This is a genomic window from Algoriphagus sp. SE2, assembly GCF_039563885.1.
GTDB lineage: Bacteria > Bacteroidota > Bacteroidia > Cytophagales > Cyclobacteriaceae > Algoriphagus.
On record NZ_JBCLWJ010000015.1, the window covers coordinates 84,223 to 101,741 of the forward strand.

A 17,519-nucleotide genomic window follows, 5' to 3' on the forward strand; every position below is an offset into this window, starting at 1 on the left:
ATAGTATTAGAATTAACCTCCTGATTTTTTGGCTTTATATCCAGCAGCTTGAAGAATTTGAAGTACTTTTTCTCGATGATCTCCTTGAATAAGGATTTCTCCATCTTTCGCAGAACCACCTACACCACACTTGTTTTTAAGCATTTTTCCCAACTCTTTTAAATCATCTTCAGATCCTACAAAACCATCAATTAATGTTACTTTTTTTCCTGCACGAGCTTTTTTGTCGAGCATGATTTTTAGATTTTGTTGAGCAGGGGGGAGTGTATCAGTTGATTCATCTGAGCTATCCTCAAATTCAAAATCATCTGAAGTAGAGTAGACAATTCCTTCTCTTTTTTTCCAATCGTTAGTTTTCTTTGCCATAAATAAATGAAAAAAACCTGCCCTGAAGGACAGGTTAGATTAAAATTGGCGGTTTAAATAACTTTTAGCGTCCAAACTGGGCGCTTGGCATGATTAACAACGTCTTCCGCAATGCTTCCTGTGATCAAATGTAAGAACCCAGTTCTGCCATGTGTGGCCATTGCGATAAGATCCGCATCTATATCCTCAGCAAATTCAATAATTCCTGACTCCTCAGAAAGAGAATTGTATATCTCTGCTTTCACCCCTTCAAAACCATATTTTTTCACAAACATGCCAATTCTTTTTATTGAATCACGAGTAGTTTCAAAATTTGCAGGAGTATTAACCACTACAAAATAGAGATCTGCATCAAACAAGTATTGAAGGTTTTTCATTCTACGAGCAATTTCATCTTCGTCTTCTTTGAAATTACTTGCAAAAACTATTTTTTTAAATTTAGATGGATCTGTAGCTGATTTGACTGTAATTACTGGACAGGTAGCAGTTCTTACAATTTTCTCTGTATTACTTCCTATAAGTACTTCTTCAATTCCGGATGAACCTTTGGATCCCATGACAACGACGTCGGGGTTTTCTTCCAAGATTGACTCTGTAATGCTCTTAAAGGCATTTCCCAGTTTTAATTTTACATTAAATTTGAATTTTTTATCCTTATACTTTTCTTTTAAATCGGCAACTTGCTCTTTCCTTTTTTCCATTAATTGTATGAAGAACACCTGATTTTCCATTTCAGGCATTATTTCGCCTCCTCCCATTGTTCCTATACTTGAAACATATGGAACCTCCAACACATTAACAACTTCTATATGGACACCTTCTATCTTCTCTGCAAGTTCAGTTGTAAAATTCAGGGCATTTAGAGCTTGCTCTGAGAAATCGTAGGGAACGAGTACTTTTATCATAGTTAAATGGAATTATGTTTATACCAAATTAACTAAAAAACAGAAGGAGGGAAGAGAATTTTTGGATTTTCACAAAAAAAGTAGTCCTATTCCAAAGAGTACTACCCAAAGTAGGGTGCTTAGCGCCATTTTTTTTAGATTTGGGTCTATTTCATCGGAACTTTTACCTTTTTGGACATTCATTCCAATTTTAATCATTAGAGGGAAAACCATAAACCCTAAGGCAGCGCCCCAATTCTGACTAAAAAAACAAAAGCCTAATAAGCTCACATAACCAGCAAGAATTAAAAACCAGTTGTACCGTATTGCTGCTTCTTTTCCTATTCTTACTGGGATTGACTTTTTCCCTGCTGTTTTGTCGGACTCTATATCTCGAATATTATTGATGTTTAGTACTGTAGTACTAAAAAAGCCAAGGGATAAACCAACCCAAATCACTGAAGGGTTAAAATCTGTGCTGTGGAGAAAAAAGGTTCCTATCACACCAATTATTCCAAAAAATAAGAAAACTGAAATATCACCTAGTCCTAAATAACCATATGGATTACTCCCTGAAGTGTAGGAAATCGCTGCCCAAATAGATGCAATTCCTAATCCAAAGAAAATGAAGAACAAGGTCCAGTCTTGTACAGCCAAATACAAAAGCAACAATCCTGAAATCAATGATAGGACTCCAAAAAGATACATCCCGTTTTTCATTTCAGAAAGGGATATTAAACCTGATTGAACAGCTCTCACTGGTCCTTGACGTTCATGATGATCAGCTCCATTCACTGTATCTCCATAATCATTTGCAAGGTTGGAGAGAATTTGAAGAAAGATTGTTGTCAGGGATGCAAACAACAAAATCTCCCATCGAAACACCTGAAGAGAATAGGCCAAAAATGAACCAGCAAAAATACTGGCCAAGGATAATGGTAAAGTCCGAAGCCTGACCGCATGCAGCCAGGCTTCCTTTTTTGATTGGATTTCTCTTTTCACTAAATCATTCTCTATTTATGCGCCTATAGAAGATAGGATTTCTTCATCCAATGGAGTTACCGAAGAGGGAAAGAATTTTAATAACTCTCCTTTTTCATCAATTAAATATTTGCAAAAATTCCAAGTAGGTTCCTGATTATTCCATCCATTCAACTTAGCATCACTTAGCCAACGATAGAGTGGATGTTTGTCAAAACCTTTCACAGAAATTTTTTCAAAAACAGGGAAAGTTACTCCGTAATTTTCAGTACAAAATGTTTTTATTTCTTCGTTTGATCCAGGTTCTTGTCCTCCGAAATTATTTGCCGGAAAACCTAAAATTTGAATTTTATCACCATAATTCTCATTGAGTTCCTGAAGTGCTGCGTACTGAGGAGTGTAACCACATTTTGAAGCTACATTGACAATTAAGAGTTTTTTGCCTTTGAATTGTTCAAAGTCAACCTCCTTGCCATCGATATCTTTTAGTTTGAAATCGTAAAATGTGTTTTCCATTGTTGTGCTGTTAGATACTAAAAAACCTGCTTGCAAAACTTCTGGTCTCTCCAATGTTCTTTGACAAGAGAATAATGTTGCTAAGGCTAAAATAAATAGTAGTTTTTTCATAATTACATTCTTTCGGGTACTTGAATACCTAGTAAACTCATTCCTCTTTTGATTGTTGCTGCAGTCAATGCAGAAAGTGCAACTCTAAATGCCAAAATTGACGGATTGTTTTCATGGAATATAGGAAGGTCGGCATAAAATCGATTATACTCTTTAGCTAAATCAAATAAATATTGTGCTATAACAGAGGGTGCATATTCTTCTGCTGCCATCTTAATTTTCTTAGTGAAACCTCCTAAAAGAAAAATAAGCCCTGCTTCAGATTCTTCAATATTAGAAATTGCAGATAAATCTGGATTTTGAAAATCTACACCGATCTGTTCTGCCTTTCTCAAAATGGATTTGATTCTTGCATGGGAATATTGAATGAATGGCCCTGTGTTTCCTTGAAATTCAATGGATTCTTGTGGATTAAAAAGCATTCGCTTTTTAGGATCAACTTTGAGTAAGAAGTATTTTAAAGCTCCTAAGCCTAAGGTTTCATAAAGTTCAGAAGCCTGGTCTTCATTGAATCCATCTATTTTGCCAAGCTCTTTGGTATGATGCGCTGCTGTATCTACCATCTCTTGCATTAAATCATCTGCATCTACTACCGTCCCTTCCCGAGATTTCATTTTGCCAGAAGGTAAATCCACCATTCCATAAGATAAATGATATAAGCCATCTCCATAAGGACGGCCAAGTTTTCTCATAATCTTAAACAAGACATCAAAGTGATAATCTTGTTCATTTCCCACAACATACACTGATTTATTTATTTTAAAATCATTGTATTTTAAATCAGCAGTTCCCATATCCTGGGTGATATAAACAGAAGTACCATCTCCTCTGAGTACTAATTTTTCATCTAATCCTTCATCGGTTAAATCGACCCAAACAGAACCATTTTCTTTCTTATAGAAAACCCCTTTTTGTAGACCTTCTTCTACGATGTCTTTCCCAAGAAGATAGGTGTCTGACTCATAATAAAACTTGTCAAAATTAACCCCCATTTTTTCATAGGTCTTTGCAAAACCAGCATAAACCCAGGAATTCATTTGTTTCCAGAGATTTACAACCTCCTCGTCGTTTGCTTCCCACTTTCTCAGCATCTCTTGAGCTTCCAAAAGTAGGGGAGCATTCTTTTTTGCTTCCTCTTCTGTCTGGCCTTCAGATTTGAGAGTTTCAATCTGCTTTTTGTATTCTTTATCAAAAATCACATAATACTTTCCAGCCAAATGATCTCCTTTCAGATTAGCAGATTCCGGGGTTTCTCCATTGCCATAATGCTGATACGCTACCATGGATTTACAGATATGAATTCCCCGGTCATTTACCAAATTAGCCTTTGTGACTTCGTAACCATTTGCCTTAAGAATTTCAGCAACGGAATATCCCAAAAAGTTATTTCTGAGGTGACCCAGATGAAGTGGTTTATTCGTATTCGGGGAAGAATATTCCACCATGACTTTTTGACCATTTGGAGGTAACTGTCCTAGATTTTCATCAGCATAAAGTTGCTTAAAGACATCGAGCCAGATCAGGTCATTCAATTCGAGGTTCAAAAACCCCTTCACAACATTATAGCCTGAAACTTCTTCCAAATTCGCCTTTAAATATTCACCTATTTGATTTGCAGTAGCTTCAGGTGTCGTCTGGCTAACTTTTAAGTATGGAAAAACCACAAAGGTGTAGGTGCCCATAAATTCCTTCCTTGTCGGTGCCAGACTCAATTTATCTAGAGCAACGTCATGATTGTATATATTCTGAAATGCCAGCTGAATGCCGCTAAGTATTGATTCTTGTATATTCATGTTTTTACCACAGAGGTCACAAAGAGTTACACAGAGTACTCAATGAATTCAATTGTGTCCTTATTTAGTATTTAATATTCTTTTAATTCCATAATTGAGTTTGACAACATCGAAATTAATCAAGAGTCTCAATTTAAATTTAGCTAAGCTGAGATAATTTAAAGTTTGTGCAAAATTGATTTCTGTTATTGATTCTACAGATTTTAATTCAAGTTCCAGTTTCCCCTCATAAATCAATTTTATAACCCAAGTCAATTGAAATGTAATCATTTGCTACACCAAGAAGGATGTTTGATAATTTATCCTCACTTAAATCGTCTTTTAACTCCACCTATGCTTTACTTAGTTTTCTTTGCGGTTAAATTCTAAAAATTATCGACGAGAGATTTTGTCGTGATTTCCAGGACTTCGAAAGCATTTTCAGCCATTCTATTTTCAGAATCCAGTGTAGGATTAACTTCAACGATTTCCCAGCAACAAACTCTTTTATCTTTGATTAATTCTGCATTAAGTTGGATGGCTTCTTCCACAGTCAGTCCGTCAGCAACCGGAGTCCCTGTCCCCACAGAAATGGAACTATCCAAGCTGTCCACATCAAATGAAATATAAATTTGATCGCAATCTTTCAATACCTCCAGTGCTTGCTTGGCAATGGTAGCTACTCCAGATTCTCTTACCTCCTTGGTTTTGAAGTTTCTGATCCCGTGCTTTTTTATCAAATAGTCCTCTGGGCCTTCTGTATCTCTCACAGTGATGAATACGATGTCCTTAAGATCAATCTTCGGATACTCGCCGCCGATGTTTTTTATTTTATCCCAATAGATTAAAGTTTCTTCAGATGGGTTATTTACTTTACAATCAAGATTATCTATACGTGCTGTCATGGCTAAAGGCATCCCGTGCATATTCCCTGATGGTGTCGTAAAAGGAGTATGCAGATCAGCATGGGCATCAATCCAAATTACTCCTAGCTTTTTTTTAGGATCGGCTGCTTTAATTCCCATAATAGTTCCGGCAGCTGTGCTGTGATCTCCAGCAAGTACAATAGGAAACTTTTTTTCCATCCGGAGAGATTCAATGGTGCCATATACATTTTTTAAAACCTGATATACCCCGTCTATATATTTGGCATCTTTAAACTTATTTCCTCTCCAAAGGTAATTATTTGCGTCAGGGACATTAATTGGATCGAACTGGGTAAAGAAATTCGATTTTTTATCCAAACTAGCAATTTTTAATGCGTCTATTCCAAGACTTGCGCCTCTAGTACCTGCTGCAATCTCCGACCTTACTTCAACTAATTTGATATCTCGCATTTAATTTTTTATTTCTAGTTAATTGGGTTTATTAAAGTGTGCAAAACTAAGGAAAATTGGGAATATTGCCTGATAGAATATAGAATTGAGCCTTCAATTTCCAATCAAAAATTATCTGAGAATCTACAAATTCTCTGAATCCAAGGATATCTAAGAATTAAGATTTAATTCATAAATAGTCAAGAAGTCATGAACATACATTCCAAACTTCCAGATATTGGAACAACCATTTTTACAATAATGTCTAAACTTGCTACAGATCATGGGGCAATTAATTTATCCCAAGGCTTTCCGGGATTTAATTGTGATCCACATTTATTGGATTTGGTTTACAAATACATGAAAGAAGGCAAGAATCAATATGCGCCAATGAGTGGAGTGCCCATTCTAAAAGAAAGACTGGCTGAAAAAACAAAAAAGGTTTATGGAATTGATTACAATTCGGAAACAGAAGTGACGATTGTTTCAGGTGCTACGGATGCTATTTATTCAGCGATTACAGCTATTGTAAAATCTGGAGATGAAGTGATTCTATTAGAACCTGCGTATGACTCTTATGCACCGGGGATAATTTTAAGCGGAGGAATACCAGTTTATGTTCCTTTGGAATTGCCAGATTTTTCTGTCAACTGGCAGAAAGTTGAAGAAGCTATCACAGAGAAAACCCGATTGATCATGGTGAATACACCGCATAATCCTTCTGGATATATGTGGACAAAGGACGATTTAAATAAATTGGCCCAACTGATTAAAGACAAAAATATCCATGTAATCAGTGATGAAGTCTATGAGCATATCACCTTTGATGGGAGGCAGCATTTATCTTTAATGGTGCACCCGATTCTTAAGGAGAGAACTTTTGTTTGCGGTTCCTTTGGAAAAACTTTTCATGTGACTGGATGGAAAATAGGGTATTGTTTGGCTCCAGCTGATTTGACCTTAGAGTTTAGGAAAGTCCATCAATTTGTCACTTTCAGTTCAGCAACGCCCCTGCAATATGCTCTTGCAGCATACTTAGAAGATGAAAGGCATTACCTGGAATTACCAGAATTTTATCAAAAGAAAAGAGATTTATTTTGTGCGGGATTAGCGGAAACGGGTTTTATTTTTACTCCCGCGCAGGGAAGTTTTTTTCAGCAAGTATCTTATGCACATCTTAGTGATGAACCAGACTTTGATCTTGCAGTGAGGTTAACCAAGGAAATTGGTGTGGCGAGCATTCCAATTTCAGTTTTTTTTAAAAATAAAGATGATCATAAAATTCTCAGGTTTTGCTTTGCAAAAACTGACCAAGAGCTTTTTAAAGCGATAGAAATTATTCAAAATTCAAAATTTTTTTGATTTAAGGTTCTTATCTTCAAATAGTTGTAAAATATTTTACTTAAAACCCTATAAAAAGAATAGGGAATATAGGATATTAGGAATTTTGCTCTTACATTTGAAGCGTTAGAAAAATAATCTGAAAAAAATGAGCGCATTATCCTACCAATCTCCCACATCAACAAGTCTTTTCAATGGGGCTTTAGGGAGCAATTCCCGGTTTTCACAAATTTCTGTAAGCCAAAAGGAAATGATTAAAGTTTTTAGTCAACAATCAGGAGGAATAATGCAAGGGGTATGCCGCCTTGAAAAAAGCTTTGATTCCTTATTTCCATTATTTCGAGGCTTAACAAGTTTAGGAAAGCCACAATCTCTTACTTTGACTTTTTCTCGGGAGAGCAAATCAATTTTCTATACTTTCAGTTCAGATGCACTACCAGAGGTTGAGTATTTTTTTGGTCGAGTTCTGACTTTGCTACAAAAAGAAGTAAAATTCAAGCAAGTGTTAAAAGAAGTAATTGAGAATAGAAATCGATTTAAGTCAGAGCAAAGTCTACTACGGACTGCTCTCCTGGCAGATTAAAGAGTAAATTGAGTTGTAAAAAATAAATGTAAAGGACATTTCCGATTGGATTTGTCCTTTTTCATTTGAAATCCCCTTAGAAAAAACAATTTTTGTACTCTACTACCACTTTATAAAAACCAATTCTAGGATGAACAGATACATTGATCTTATTCAACAAACCTTTGATTTTCCAACCAAAGAGTTTCATGTTGAAAACAATGAATTATTTTTTAATGGAGTAAACATGATGGATATTATAGAAACCTACGGTACTCCTCTCAAACTCACTTATTTGCCCAAAATTTCAGAAAACATTCAAAGGGCAAAAACCTATTTCAATACTGCCATTCAATCACACGATTACAATGGTAAATACACCTATTGTTACTGCACCAAATCTTCTCACTTCAGTTTTGTACTGGATGAGGCGCTGAAAAATGATATCCATATAGAGACTTCATCCACCTTTGATATTCCTTTGGTTAGAAGTTTATTCGCCAAGGGTAAGATTTCAAAGGATACATATATTATTTGCAATGGTTTCAAAAGGGAGCTTTATAAGCAGTATATCTCTGAATTGCTAAACGACGGATTTGTTAATTGTATCCCTATTTTAGACAATTTGAGTGAAATCGATTATTACCTAGAGCATGTGAAAGTTCCTTTTCAGGTAGGAATCAGAATCGCTGCTGATGAGGAACCAAAATTTGGATTTTACACCTCCCGATTAGGAGTTAGATACAATGATATTATCAAGCTGTATGAAGAGAAAATCAAAGACCATCCTTTGGTAAGTTTAAAAATGCTTCATTTCTTCATCAATTCTGGGATTCGGGATACTGCTTATTATTGGTCGGAATTAACTCGTTTCATTCAAAAATATGTGGATCTAAAAAAAGTAGCTCCAACACTTGACACGATGGATATCGGTGGAGGATGGCCTATAAAAACCAACGTATTCTTTGATTACGATTATCAGTATATGGCTGACCAGATAATTAAGAACATTAAATGGATGTGTGCCAAAAACAATACGAAGGAACCGAATATTTTCACTGAATTTGGTTCTTACACGGTAGGTGAGAGTGGTGCAGTCTTATATTCTATTTTGGATGAAAAGCTTCAAAATGATAAAGAGCTGTGGTATATGATCGATGGTTCATTTATTACTCAATTGCCTGATAGTTGGGGTTTGAATCAAAAATATATTATGCTCGCAATCAACAATTGGGATGAGACCTATCATAACATCAATTTGGGTGGACTGACCTGTGACAGCATGGATTATTACAACTCTGAGGCCCACCAGTTTAATATATATCTTCCTAAGCCAGATAATGGAAAGAAGCAATACATTGGATTTTTTCATACAGGAGCTTATCAAGAATCTTTGGGTGGATATGGAGGAATACAACATTGCTTAATACCCGCACCAAAACATGTGTTGATTGACCGGGATGAAAATGGAAATGTGATTCACCGACTTTTCAGAGAAGATCAAACTGAAGAAAGTATGCTGAAGACTTTAGGATATTAAATTTGAAACCGCCTTAAAAGGGCGGTTTTTTTTTATGCTTTTAAAATAATTATGAATTGGTATATTGGATTCAACTAAAGCCCATAATGATTTATGTTTTTCAAGCCTTTACCGGTTTTAATTTTAATTTTTCAGGTCCTGTTATTCGTGCAGGTAAATGCTCAAACAATTCAAGGTAAAGTTATCAATTCGATAAGTAAAGAGCCACTTCAATTCGCCAATGTTTTTATCAATAATACCACTATTGGTACCACAACAAACGAGGATGGGAGTTTTACACTCAGCAGACCAGATTTGCCAGGTACTTTTCAATTAGTTGCCTCATTTGTTGGCTACTCTACAGGTACTATTGAAGTTTCCATAGGAGAGGGAGAAACAAAAAATGTGGATTTTGTTTTGAGCCCACTAGCATCAGTATTATCTGAAATTGAGCTTAAAAGTCGGAGAGATAAACCCTGGGAAAGAAATTTAAAGCGATTCCAAGATGTCTTTTTAGCCTTACCAGATGATCCAATTGCAGGGAAATTAGAAATAACAAATCCATGGGTTTTGGAATTTGAAAAAGTCAAACCTGGCAAAGGCCCAAATTACATAAAGGCAAGTGCTCAGGAACCCCTTATTTTGGAGAATGATGCCTTGGGATATAAGGTGACTTACTACTTGCAGGATTACAAGTTTTATAATTTTAAGTCAAGTTATTATGGTCTGGCATTTTTTGAAAACAAAATCCCAGAAGATAGTGCACAATCAGCTGAATATCTCCTGAATAAACAAACCAGCTATCAGGGATCACTTAAGCATTTGATGAGATCTATTTTGCTTCAACAAGTATCAGAACAAGGGTTTGATCTTTATGAAACTTTTCCTGAGCAAATGAATCGTCGGCGAACCAATACTTACACTATAGAATTAGGTGAATCTATAGTACCTATTTCCCAAGATTCCATTAGAAGAATTCCTCTTCGCAATGGGAACTTCAGAATCATTTGGCCGAAAAGAGTTGAGGTTCATTTTTTGAATAAGAATTATAGAAATGATTATTATCTGGATATTTATCATCCAGTTGGTTGGGTAGAAGCCCCATTGGGATATTTTGATATTGACAGGAATGGAGTCCCAATCCATCCCACACAGGTTGTTCTCTCAGGCTATATTGGTCGTCCTAGAATGGGCAGGTCTTTACCTCATGATTATTTTCCACCTGAAACTTTTGAAAATCTTGCCGCAGAAGTGGATTTGCTGAAAGGCTTGATCAACAAATGGGAAAATCTAAGAGAGTCTCCCTATTTGATGACCAACAAACCCTATTATTATCCGGGAGAAACAGTTTGGCTTGGAGGCAAGATGCTTTATAAAAATCAGTTTTATCAGGACACCCTTAGTAGAGTTTTACATGTTGATCTCATCAGCGAAGAATCAGAAATGGTTTTATCAAATCAATATCCTATAGAAAATGGTAGGTTTTCAGGATCTATTTCTTTACCAGATTCCTTGCCACAAGGAGATTATTTCATTAGAGCTTATACTGAATGGATGAGGAATTACCCTGAGAGAGATTTTTATTTAAGGGCTTTTCCTGTATTAAGCAAAGGTCTCAATGTTGAAAATCAAGAAGTTGAGCAGTTTGATTTTCTGGGTGATTTGGAATTTCAAATAAAGGATTCCATCTATTTTGAGTCAAATCAAAAAGTTTTGGAGATGGAGCTTTCGATTAAAGATGCCCTTGATGAAATAGTAAATGCTGAAATGATGATTTCAGCAACCAATCCAGAACTTGTTTCAGATATAAAAGGACAATCTAATTTCATTGAAGCATATGAATGGCTGAACCAAGAAGAAAAGAGCCCGCTTTCAGTTATTCCAAAACTTGATATAGAGTATGGAATTTCAATTTCCGGGAATTTTGAAAAAGATAAAAAACGTCAACCGGATATTAACCCTATTACCATCGTAAGAGGTGATTTGGCAGATTATGGGATAGTTAAAACTGATTCTTCTGGTTTTTTTAGAGCAACTGGATTGTATTTTTTTGAAATGGATACTCTTTCTATCGCAGCTCTTGATGAAAGAGGTAAGCCCTATGGAAACATTTATTTAAGTGAAAAAAGTAAACCCTTTTTTCGAGGGTCCTTTCCAAAATTGAGATATACCAAATATCAGGTCGATGATCGTCAAATGTATTATGATTCTTACGAAGATTACATTCTTCTTGAAGAGTTTGTTGCTGAAGATGAGAAAATAGAATCCCTTGCAGAGCGATTCTATGGGTATGGAGAACCTGACCAGGTTTATTCACGGGAGGATTTAGATAATTGGCCTGGAAATACCCTTGATCAAGTAATTGGTATGCGGTTCGGAAATGGTGCTATGGGAAATTATAATTATGGACTGGAGGAAGGTGAACCACTTATTATTTTAGATGGTGCAAGATATGCTTACAATGAAGATGAAACCGTTAAAGACGTGCTTCAAAATATCCTAACAGATGAAGTAAAATCAATGGCAGTTTATACGATTAATGCCAATTCTTTTGGTTTGGCTGGATTTGCTGGGGTCATTATGATTGAAACAAAAAGAGGAGAAAGGTTTTCAGGGACAAGTGATAAAAAATTTAATGATACAGGCTTTCAGAAATTTCCAATACGCGGTTTTGCCGAAGTTAATCCATTTTTGAATGAACCTTCACTAAATCGGTCTGTAGAACCTAAACCATCTTTGTATTGGAACCCTAATTTTAAGCTTGAAGGTAATAGTTCAAGTTTTAAAATATATGTTCCAAAGGGTGTCAGTAAAATTAATATAAGAATTGAAGGTGTAACAGATGAAGGTATACCATTTTGGAAAACCTTTCCTCTGAACTTAAATTGATTACATTCTTTCAATGGTCAATCCACCATCCACATTGATTATTTGTCCTGTGGAATAGGGAAGGTCTCCCTTAACTATTGTGGCAACTACCTGACCGATGTCCTCAGGTTTTCCGATTCTAGGTTCTAAAGTTGCTCCCGTTTTAACGAGCTCCAGATAAGTGGCTCTTACCTTTTCAATCATATCTGTATCCACAAATCCCGGTCTGATTTCAAAAACAGAAATACCATGCGGAGCCATTCTTACTGCCATTGTTTTTGAAAACATGGATAAACTTGCTTTTGACATGCAATAGGCGGCCCTTGTTGGAGAAGCTAATTCAGCTGATACAGAGGTTATGTTAATGATGAAGCCTTTCATTTCAGGATTGGAGGCCTTCAAATCCAGCATCCATTTTGCAATTTCCTGAGTCAAAAAGAATGTTCCTTTCTCATTGATATTCATCAGGTGATCGTAATCATCTTCCGTCACTTCCAGAACATCACATCTATTTCTAGGAGCCACACCTGCATTGTTTACCAAAACATCGATTTTCCCGAATTGCTCCTTTAAGCCTTTCACAATAGATTCCCGGTCTGCTTTTTCTGCAATATTGCCTCGGAGGTAAATGACTCTGGAACCTAAAGCTCTCAATTCATCAAGATTTGCTTTTGCATCACTCTCAGGTCTAACACCATTAATGGCTAAGTCATAGCCGTTTTCTGCCAGTTTCTCGGCAATCCCAAAACCGATCCCTCTCGATCCTCCGGTAACTAATGCGACTTTTTTCATTTGTTTTTTGCGAGTTTAAGCTGCTCGTGCTCTTCCATTTTCTTGTAAAAAGGATCCAATGGAAAACATCCCGAGATAATTCCGTTCCTTGGTGCCGTGGTGCAATCTGAAAATGTTCGACAGATCTTGGGTCGTTTCATGTCATTTCCTGCCAAAATATCTGCAGGCAATTCAGGGTAACTTAAAACCATTCTCCCTAAACCAATTGAATCAGCTTTTCCTGATTTTAAAACATGCTGTCCCACATTTGGAAGCCATTCCTGAAGATAAGAGTATGCGGAACCTACCACATAAAATCCCGGAAATGCCTTTTTTACTTCTCCCGTAGCATTAATTTGTCGAGCCACACCAATAAGAGGATCTTCCGGTGGATTGTAGCCATCCGAAGGAGGAAAGATTGCAGGCCTCTGAATATGGGGATTATAATAAGGGCTTCCGGCAGTAGTACAAAGCAATTCGATATCCAAATCCCTCATTTCATTCAAAAATTTGAAGGATTCAGATAGATTCTCATGAATCCCTGAAGAATCCCCTCCGAAAGCATATTTATAACCATCGGTCATCGAAGGTATTCCTTTTCCATCTGGCCCTTCCTGAAAGGGAGACCAGTCGAAAATGCTCATTCTGACACCTATTTCCAATCCCGGGGCTTCCGCTCTGATACCGGCCACAATTTCCCGAAGGAATCGAGTCCGGTTCTCAAGTGACTTGCCGTACTTTCCTTCTCTATCATAGGCACTGAGAAATTCATGTCCCAAGTAGCCATGGCAATGTTTGATATCCACGAACTTGAAACCTGCTTTCTGTGCTCTGACCGAAGCAGACACATAGTCCTCAATTAATTCTGAAATCTCAGAATCGGTCATGAGGGGATAATCATCAGGAAGTCCAAATTTTTTGTTAAGGATAGGGTGGGAATAAAGAATTTTGGGCTCCATTTTAGTCTTGCTATTGGGTTTGCAAAACCGACCACTATGGGTCAATTGAAGTCCGGTAAAAAGATCACTTGTGTTACCAAATGCGTCTTGATGCTCTTTCTCAATCATTTGATAAAGCCCTTCAAATTCTGAAAGGTTCTCTTCGTTCATCAATAATTGATTCGGATTGGCTCTTCCTTCATGCCTTACTGCCACTGCTTCACATCCCCAAAGCAATTTTGCTCCACTTATTGCAAAGTTTTTCCAACGTCTTTTGGTCAGATCTGATGGTTTTCCATCTGTTGTTCCATCCCAACCTTCCATGGGTAGGATGCATAGGGAATTACCTATTTCGTTACCGGCTCGTGTGGTGTGAGATTTCGCAAAAGGTGAATTGATTCCAGATTCCACTTCTGCATCAAAGTCCAGATGAATGCCTTCTTTTTGTAAATGTTCCCTAAAGATATCTACAGTTTTCAGCTGTGCCACTCGGGGATATTCCGGTTTGTATTTTCCGCTACTCATGATATGGGATGGATGCAGTTGAAGTAACTATAATAAGGCTCATCATTTAGTATTCTTTGAAGAACTACGGCTAATTCCCTGGCATGGTAATCTCCCCACATAGATGACTCTCCATAAGGAGCTTTATCTGGATCTGGTTTGTAATCCCACCCATTTGGTTGATGATAAATGCTGTGTAAAATCAAACCTTGATGTGATTTTTCAGTCGATAAATATGGTTCGCTAAATAAGGATTTGGCAACCAGAAGACCTGCACTTATATATTTCTTTGAAACTTCGGGTTCACTGGACTTCAGGAAATTTCCGATTCTGATTAGGCCTTGAGCAGTTATGCAGGCAGCGGAACTGTCTATTGGTTCGAATTCATTATATGGATCGGAAGTTTGATTCAAATAATCTCCCATTTTCGATAAACCAGGAGCACCTGTATCCCAATAAGGAATTCCATCTGTTGGTGTATTGGCTATATAAAAATCAGCAGTAGCTTTAGCTGCTGTCACCAATTCTTCGATCAAAGCCTTTTTTGAAATTAGAATGGCATAATCTCTCTCATCAATCTGGTCTAAAACCTCTAAAGTTTCACCTAATCCGCAAACCGCCCATGCCAGTCCTCGGGTCCAAGTGCTGAATCCTGTATATCCTTGTTGAGAATTCGGACAGCGATAATTGCCATCATTTGTATTGAAAATTGCTTCATGAGCTGTTCTACCCGGAATATCATAAGAGTCTCTTCCTTTACCATAGAAGATATTATATCGGATCGTACTCAGTATATGTTGGATTGCCCGTTGAATCAGGGAGATTCGTTTATCGTTTTCACCTTGTAAAACATGTCCCAATGCATGAGAAACTACCAATGCTCGACAAGAGCGAATGGTATCTACAAACAGAGAATGTGGGCCATTGAAAGAATAAATATATCCACCGCCCGGGATGCTGGTCCAGCGCATGGCTTGTATGGCGCCACTAACCTTTAATGAAATCTCATAAAAATTCTTTTCCCATTCATTATTGGTGATTTTCCCCTCCTTCATTAGCCGTAGGAGGTTTCCATAGGTACTCACATTATTAAACCCATGATCATGAACACCAGTATGCGTCAAATGGGGAGCCATTTTATGCAGTGTATTTTCTCTCCCTATTTTCAAGAATTTTTCATCTCCGGTAGCATCAAACTGCAAAAGTGCAGAACCGTATTGAAAACCCTGCGTCCATTCTGTCCAGCCTCTAGTCACATAAACACCTTTTTCGGTAAAGACCGGTGCTCCTTTTGAAGGATCAAAGGATTTTTCAATCAATTCAATTTTTTGACCTGAAAGCTTCCAGAACTGCTCAAGCGGACTCTTTAATTCATTTATAGTTATTTCAGAATTAAGCTTCATTTTCTTGTTTTTGGGTTTTTGAATGAGCGATCATAATGACGCTGGTGAAAACAAAAAGGATAAGGTACATCACAAAATCCAGTGGAAGATCGAAATATCTATCTGGGACGACCCCAACGATAGAAAGGATAAAGAAGACTAATGCAACTGCCGAAATCCCGATCAAAGCTTTTGGAGGTTTGCTAAAAATCACTGCTCCCAATACAAGCGGAGCTATCATCGACGTACCAGCAAAACTTACTCTAGCTAATAATACTAACTCATCGCTCATGTAAGTGGAAAATACCAGAACGATCATTGAAAATACGAGAATAGAAATTTTCGTTACCGTCATGTTGGATTTGTCGGATCCACCCAGTAAGCTTCTCAGTTCAGTTCCCAAAGCAAAAATTTGCGCATTGGTGGTTGATAAACAGGCCGCAAATAAGCCCACTACTGCCAAGGCAGCTACCGGAACAGCCTGATCGAATAACAAAGCCTGGCTTAGGAAATCTGCCGTGCTGGCATCTGGGTATTGGATGGCTCCATACAAACCAATGAAGGCTGTAGGCAGAATCACCAAAATCGCGAATATCCCTACAGAATAAGCCATTCGATGAACAGATTTTAAGCTTTTCATGACCACCAGTCGCGTGGTGAATTGGGGTTGACTGACGGGAATCAGGATAATTGCAATGGCAGAGGCAATTAAGAAAGGACTGCTGAAAAGCCCTTTTGGCCCAGGAAGTGAAAGTAATTCCTTGTTTGAAGCTGCCACTTGTGCGATTCCCTCTTCCAGTCCCCCAGCCATTTTTAGGCATGTAAGACCAATTATCCAAATTACAGCCAGCATGATGACTCCTTGAATTGCGTCACTATAAACAATAGCTTTTAGTCCTCCGATTTCAGAATAGATCAACATGATAAAAACCAACAAGGCTGACCAAGACCAATAAGGAAGCATATCCGGAAATGCGGCATCTAAGAAAATAGAAATTCCTCTGATTTGAATGGCAACGTAAGGAATCAAGAACAGAAAGGCGCTGGCAAAAACAAGATATCCTGCAAAGGAATTTTCGTAACAGGATTTTACTAATCCGGCGATGCCTTTGTATCCTTTGATGGTCGCTCTTTTTCGAAGAGCATATCCAAACCAAATAAGAAAAAAGACCATTAAAGCATCAGAAAGAGCCAAAAAGATCCAAGCACCAACTCCATGCGTTCTGAAGAAATCAGGCATTCCCATAAAGGTAAAAGCACTGAAAAGTGCCGCAGAGAATGTCAGGAAACCTAAAATGGTCCCGATATTTGATCCTGCGAAAATAAATTCATCTGAGGTTCTGTCCTTTCTGTAAGAGCGATAGGAAGCATATCCCAGCATAGCCAGGAATATCCCAAAAAAGAATATCAACCATCCTATCATGGCTTCTTAGGGTCTTCGAATGGAAATAGCTTTGATCCTAGAAAAGTTGCAAAAACCAAAACCACAGTTACTATAAATCCTGTCCAAAAAATGAAGGGAACCGACCCCAAACTAGGATCAATTTTTTCCTCATTAAAGAGAAAAAGATAGGATACGATTGTCAAAATGATCACTAGCAGAACCAGTAAGTTCCAGGATTTGTATTTCATGGTTTTGGGTTTAATTTATATTGTCATTTTCTTAATGATCCTAAGGATTGATCAAG

General features: G+C 37.3%; 16 protein-coding genes. 4 read left to right on the forward strand and 12 right to left on the reverse strand.

The features are described 5' to 3' along the window. Nucleotides 1–12: 12 nt before the first annotated feature. The 7 genes from AAGF08_RS16335 to AAGF08_RS16360 form a co-directional block, all read right to left on the reverse strand. Complete coding sequence (locus AAGF08_RS16335; protein WP_343512382.1) at nucleotides 13–366, reverse strand: translation initiation factor; 354 nt, start codon at nucleotides 364–366, stop codon at nucleotides 13–15. Between the two features lie 53 nt (nucleotides 367–419). Continuing rightward, on the reverse strand, nucleotides 420–1,271 hold the full coding sequence (locus tag AAGF08_RS16340; RefSeq protein WP_343512383.1) for a universal stress protein: 852 nt from the start codon (nucleotides 1,269–1,271) through the stop codon (nucleotides 420–422). A gap of 69 nt (nucleotides 1,272–1,340) precedes the next feature. Beyond that, nucleotides 1,341–2,252, reverse strand: coding sequence for a 1,4-dihydroxy-2-naphthoate polyprenyltransferase (locus AAGF08_RS16345; RefSeq protein WP_343512384.1), 912 nt, complete (start codon nucleotides 2,250–2,252; stop codon nucleotides 1,341–1,343). A gap of 15 nt (nucleotides 2,253–2,267) precedes the next feature. Then, nucleotides 2,268–2,858, reverse strand: a complete 591-nt coding sequence (locus AAGF08_RS16350) for a glutathione peroxidase (RefSeq protein WP_343512385.1) — start codon at nucleotides 2,856–2,858, stop codon at nucleotides 2,268–2,270. A gap of 2 nt (nucleotides 2,859–2,860) precedes the next feature. After that, entirely contained in the window at nucleotides 2,861–4,651 is a 1,791-nt protein-coding gene (argS, locus tag AAGF08_RS16355) for an arginine--tRNA ligase (protein WP_343512386.1), read from the reverse strand. A 60-nt stretch (nucleotides 4,652–4,711) separates the two neighbouring features. Next, complete coding sequence (locus AAGF08_RS20565; protein WP_353527538.1) at nucleotides 4,712–4,921, reverse strand: GxxExxY protein; 210 nt, start codon at nucleotides 4,919–4,921, stop codon at nucleotides 4,712–4,714. 95 nt (nucleotides 4,922–5,016) lie between these two features. Beyond that, nucleotides 5,017–5,967, reverse strand: a complete 951-nt coding sequence (locus AAGF08_RS16360) for an arginase (RefSeq protein WP_343512387.1) — start codon at nucleotides 5,965–5,967, stop codon at nucleotides 5,017–5,019. Nucleotides 5,968–6,156: 189 nt separating this feature from the next. On the opposite strand from AAGF08_RS16360, the gene AAGF08_RS16365 reads away from it, so the two are divergent. The 4 genes from AAGF08_RS16365 to AAGF08_RS16380 all read left to right on the forward strand — a co-directional run bounded on the left by AAGF08_RS16365 (nucleotide 6,157) and on the right by AAGF08_RS16380 (nucleotide 12,257). Then, complete coding sequence (locus AAGF08_RS16365; RefSeq protein ID WP_343512388.1) at nucleotides 6,157–7,308, forward strand: methionine aminotransferase; 1,152 nt, start codon at nucleotides 6,157–6,159, stop codon at nucleotides 7,306–7,308. Nucleotides 7,309–7,435: 127 nt separating this feature from the next. Beyond that, a complete protein-coding gene (locus AAGF08_RS16370) occupies nucleotides 7,436–7,870 on the forward strand; it encodes a hypothetical protein (protein ID WP_343512390.1) in 435 nt (144 codons plus the stop codon). A gap of 130 nt (nucleotides 7,871–8,000) precedes the next feature. Beyond that, nucleotides 8,001–9,389, forward strand: coding sequence for an arginine decarboxylase (locus AAGF08_RS16375; protein WP_343512391.1), 1,389 nt, complete (start codon nucleotides 8,001–8,003; stop codon nucleotides 9,387–9,389). 93 nt (nucleotides 9,390–9,482) lie between these two features. Then, a complete protein-coding gene (locus AAGF08_RS16380) occupies nucleotides 9,483–12,257 on the forward strand; it encodes a carboxypeptidase-like regulatory domain-containing protein (RefSeq protein WP_343512393.1) in 2,775 nt (924 codons plus the stop codon). Here AAGF08_RS16380 and AAGF08_RS16385 read toward each other — a convergent pair whose 3' ends face one another. The 5 genes from AAGF08_RS16385 to AAGF08_RS16405 are packed head-to-tail and all read right to left on the reverse strand — an operon-like array spanning nucleotide 12,258 to nucleotide 17,463. After that, nucleotides 12,258–13,028 carry a 3-ketoacyl-ACP reductase gene (locus AAGF08_RS16385; RefSeq protein WP_343512394.1) on the reverse strand — a complete coding sequence of 257 codons (771 nt, stop codon included), beginning with the start codon at nucleotides 13,026–13,028 and terminating at the stop codon, nucleotides 12,258–12,260. It abuts the gene before it with no gap. Continuing rightward, nucleotides 13,025–14,470 carry an NADH:flavin oxidoreductase gene (locus AAGF08_RS16390; protein ID WP_343512396.1) on the reverse strand — a complete coding sequence of 482 codons (1,446 nt, stop codon included), beginning with the start codon at nucleotides 14,468–14,470 and terminating at the stop codon, nucleotides 13,025–13,027. Before AAGF08_RS16390 ends, AAGF08_RS16385 begins: the two co-directional genes overlap by 4 nt. After that, nucleotides 14,467–15,852, reverse strand: a complete 1,386-nt coding sequence (locus AAGF08_RS16395; RefSeq protein ID WP_343512397.1) for a glycosyl hydrolase — start codon at nucleotides 15,850–15,852, stop codon at nucleotides 14,467–14,469. The genes AAGF08_RS16390 and AAGF08_RS16395 overlap by 4 nt, the downstream gene beginning before the upstream one ends. Then, nucleotides 15,842–17,254: a sodium:solute symporter family protein gene (locus AAGF08_RS16400; protein WP_343512398.1), complete on the reverse strand. Its 1,413-nt coding sequence runs from the start codon at nucleotides 17,252–17,254 to the stop codon at nucleotides 15,842–15,844. The genes AAGF08_RS16395 and AAGF08_RS16400 overlap by 11 nt, the downstream gene beginning before the upstream one ends. Further along, the gene (locus AAGF08_RS16405) at nucleotides 17,251–17,463 is read right to left on the reverse strand and encodes a hypothetical protein (protein ID WP_343512399.1); all 213 of its coding nucleotides are present in this window, start codon (nucleotides 17,461–17,463) and stop codon (nucleotides 17,251–17,253) included. The genes AAGF08_RS16400 and AAGF08_RS16405 overlap by 4 nt, the downstream gene beginning before the upstream one ends. Nucleotides 17,464–17,519: the final 56 nt, after the last annotated feature.

What these genes read in the sequence shown, in the direction of transcription:
- AAGF08_RS16335 (WP_343512382.1), bottom strand. Translation starts at nt 366, where the DNA reads ATGGCAAAGAAAACTAACGATTGGAAAAAAAGAGAAGGAATTGTCTAC.
- AAGF08_RS16340 (WP_343512383.1), bottom strand. Translation starts at nt 1,271, where the DNA reads ATGATAAAAGTACTCGTTCCCTACGATTTCTCAGAGCAAGCTCTAAAT.
- AAGF08_RS16350 (WP_343512385.1), bottom strand. Translation starts at nt 2,858, where the DNA reads ATGAAAAAACTACTATTTATTTTAGCCTTAGCAACATTATTCTCTTGT.
- argS (WP_343512386.1), bottom strand. Translation starts at nt 4,651, where the DNA reads ATGAATATACAAGAATCAATACTTAGCGGCATTCAGCTGGCATTTCAG.
- AAGF08_RS20565 (WP_353527538.1), bottom strand. Translation starts at nt 4,921, where the DNA reads ATGATTACATTTCAATTGACTTGGGTTATAAAATTGATTTATGAGGGG.
- AAGF08_RS16360 (WP_343512387.1), bottom strand. Translation starts at nt 5,967, where the DNA reads ATGCGAGATATCAAATTAGTTGAAGTAAGGTCGGAGATTGCAGCAGGT.
- AAGF08_RS16365 (WP_343512388.1), top strand. Translation starts at nt 6,157, where the DNA reads ATGAACATACATTCCAAACTTCCAGATATTGGAACAACCATTTTTACA.
- AAGF08_RS16370 (WP_343512390.1), top strand. Translation starts at nt 7,436, where the DNA reads ATGAGCGCATTATCCTACCAATCTCCCACATCAACAAGTCTTTTCAAT.
- AAGF08_RS16375 (WP_343512391.1), top strand. Translation starts at nt 8,001, where the DNA reads ATGAACAGATACATTGATCTTATTCAACAAACCTTTGATTTTCCAACC.
- AAGF08_RS16380 (WP_343512393.1), top strand. Translation starts at nt 9,483, where the DNA reads ATGTTTTTCAAGCCTTTACCGGTTTTAATTTTAATTTTTCAGGTCCTG.
- AAGF08_RS16385 (WP_343512394.1), bottom strand. Translation starts at nt 13,028, where the DNA reads ATGAAAAAAGTCGCATTAGTTACCGGAGGATCGAGAGGGATCGGTTTT.
- AAGF08_RS16390 (WP_343512396.1), bottom strand. Translation starts at nt 14,470, where the DNA reads ATGAGTAGCGGAAAATACAAACCGGAATATCCCCGAGTGGCACAGCTG.
- AAGF08_RS16395 (WP_343512397.1), bottom strand. Translation starts at nt 15,852, where the DNA reads ATGAAGCTTAATTCTGAAATAACTATAAATGAATTAAAGAGTCCGCTT.
- AAGF08_RS16400 (WP_343512398.1), bottom strand. Translation starts at nt 17,254, where the DNA reads ATGATAGGATGGTTGATATTCTTTTTTGGGATATTCCTGGCTATGCTG.
- AAGF08_RS16405 (WP_343512399.1), bottom strand. Translation starts at nt 17,463, where the DNA reads ATGAAATACAAATCCTGGAACTTACTGGTTCTGCTAGTGATCATTTTG.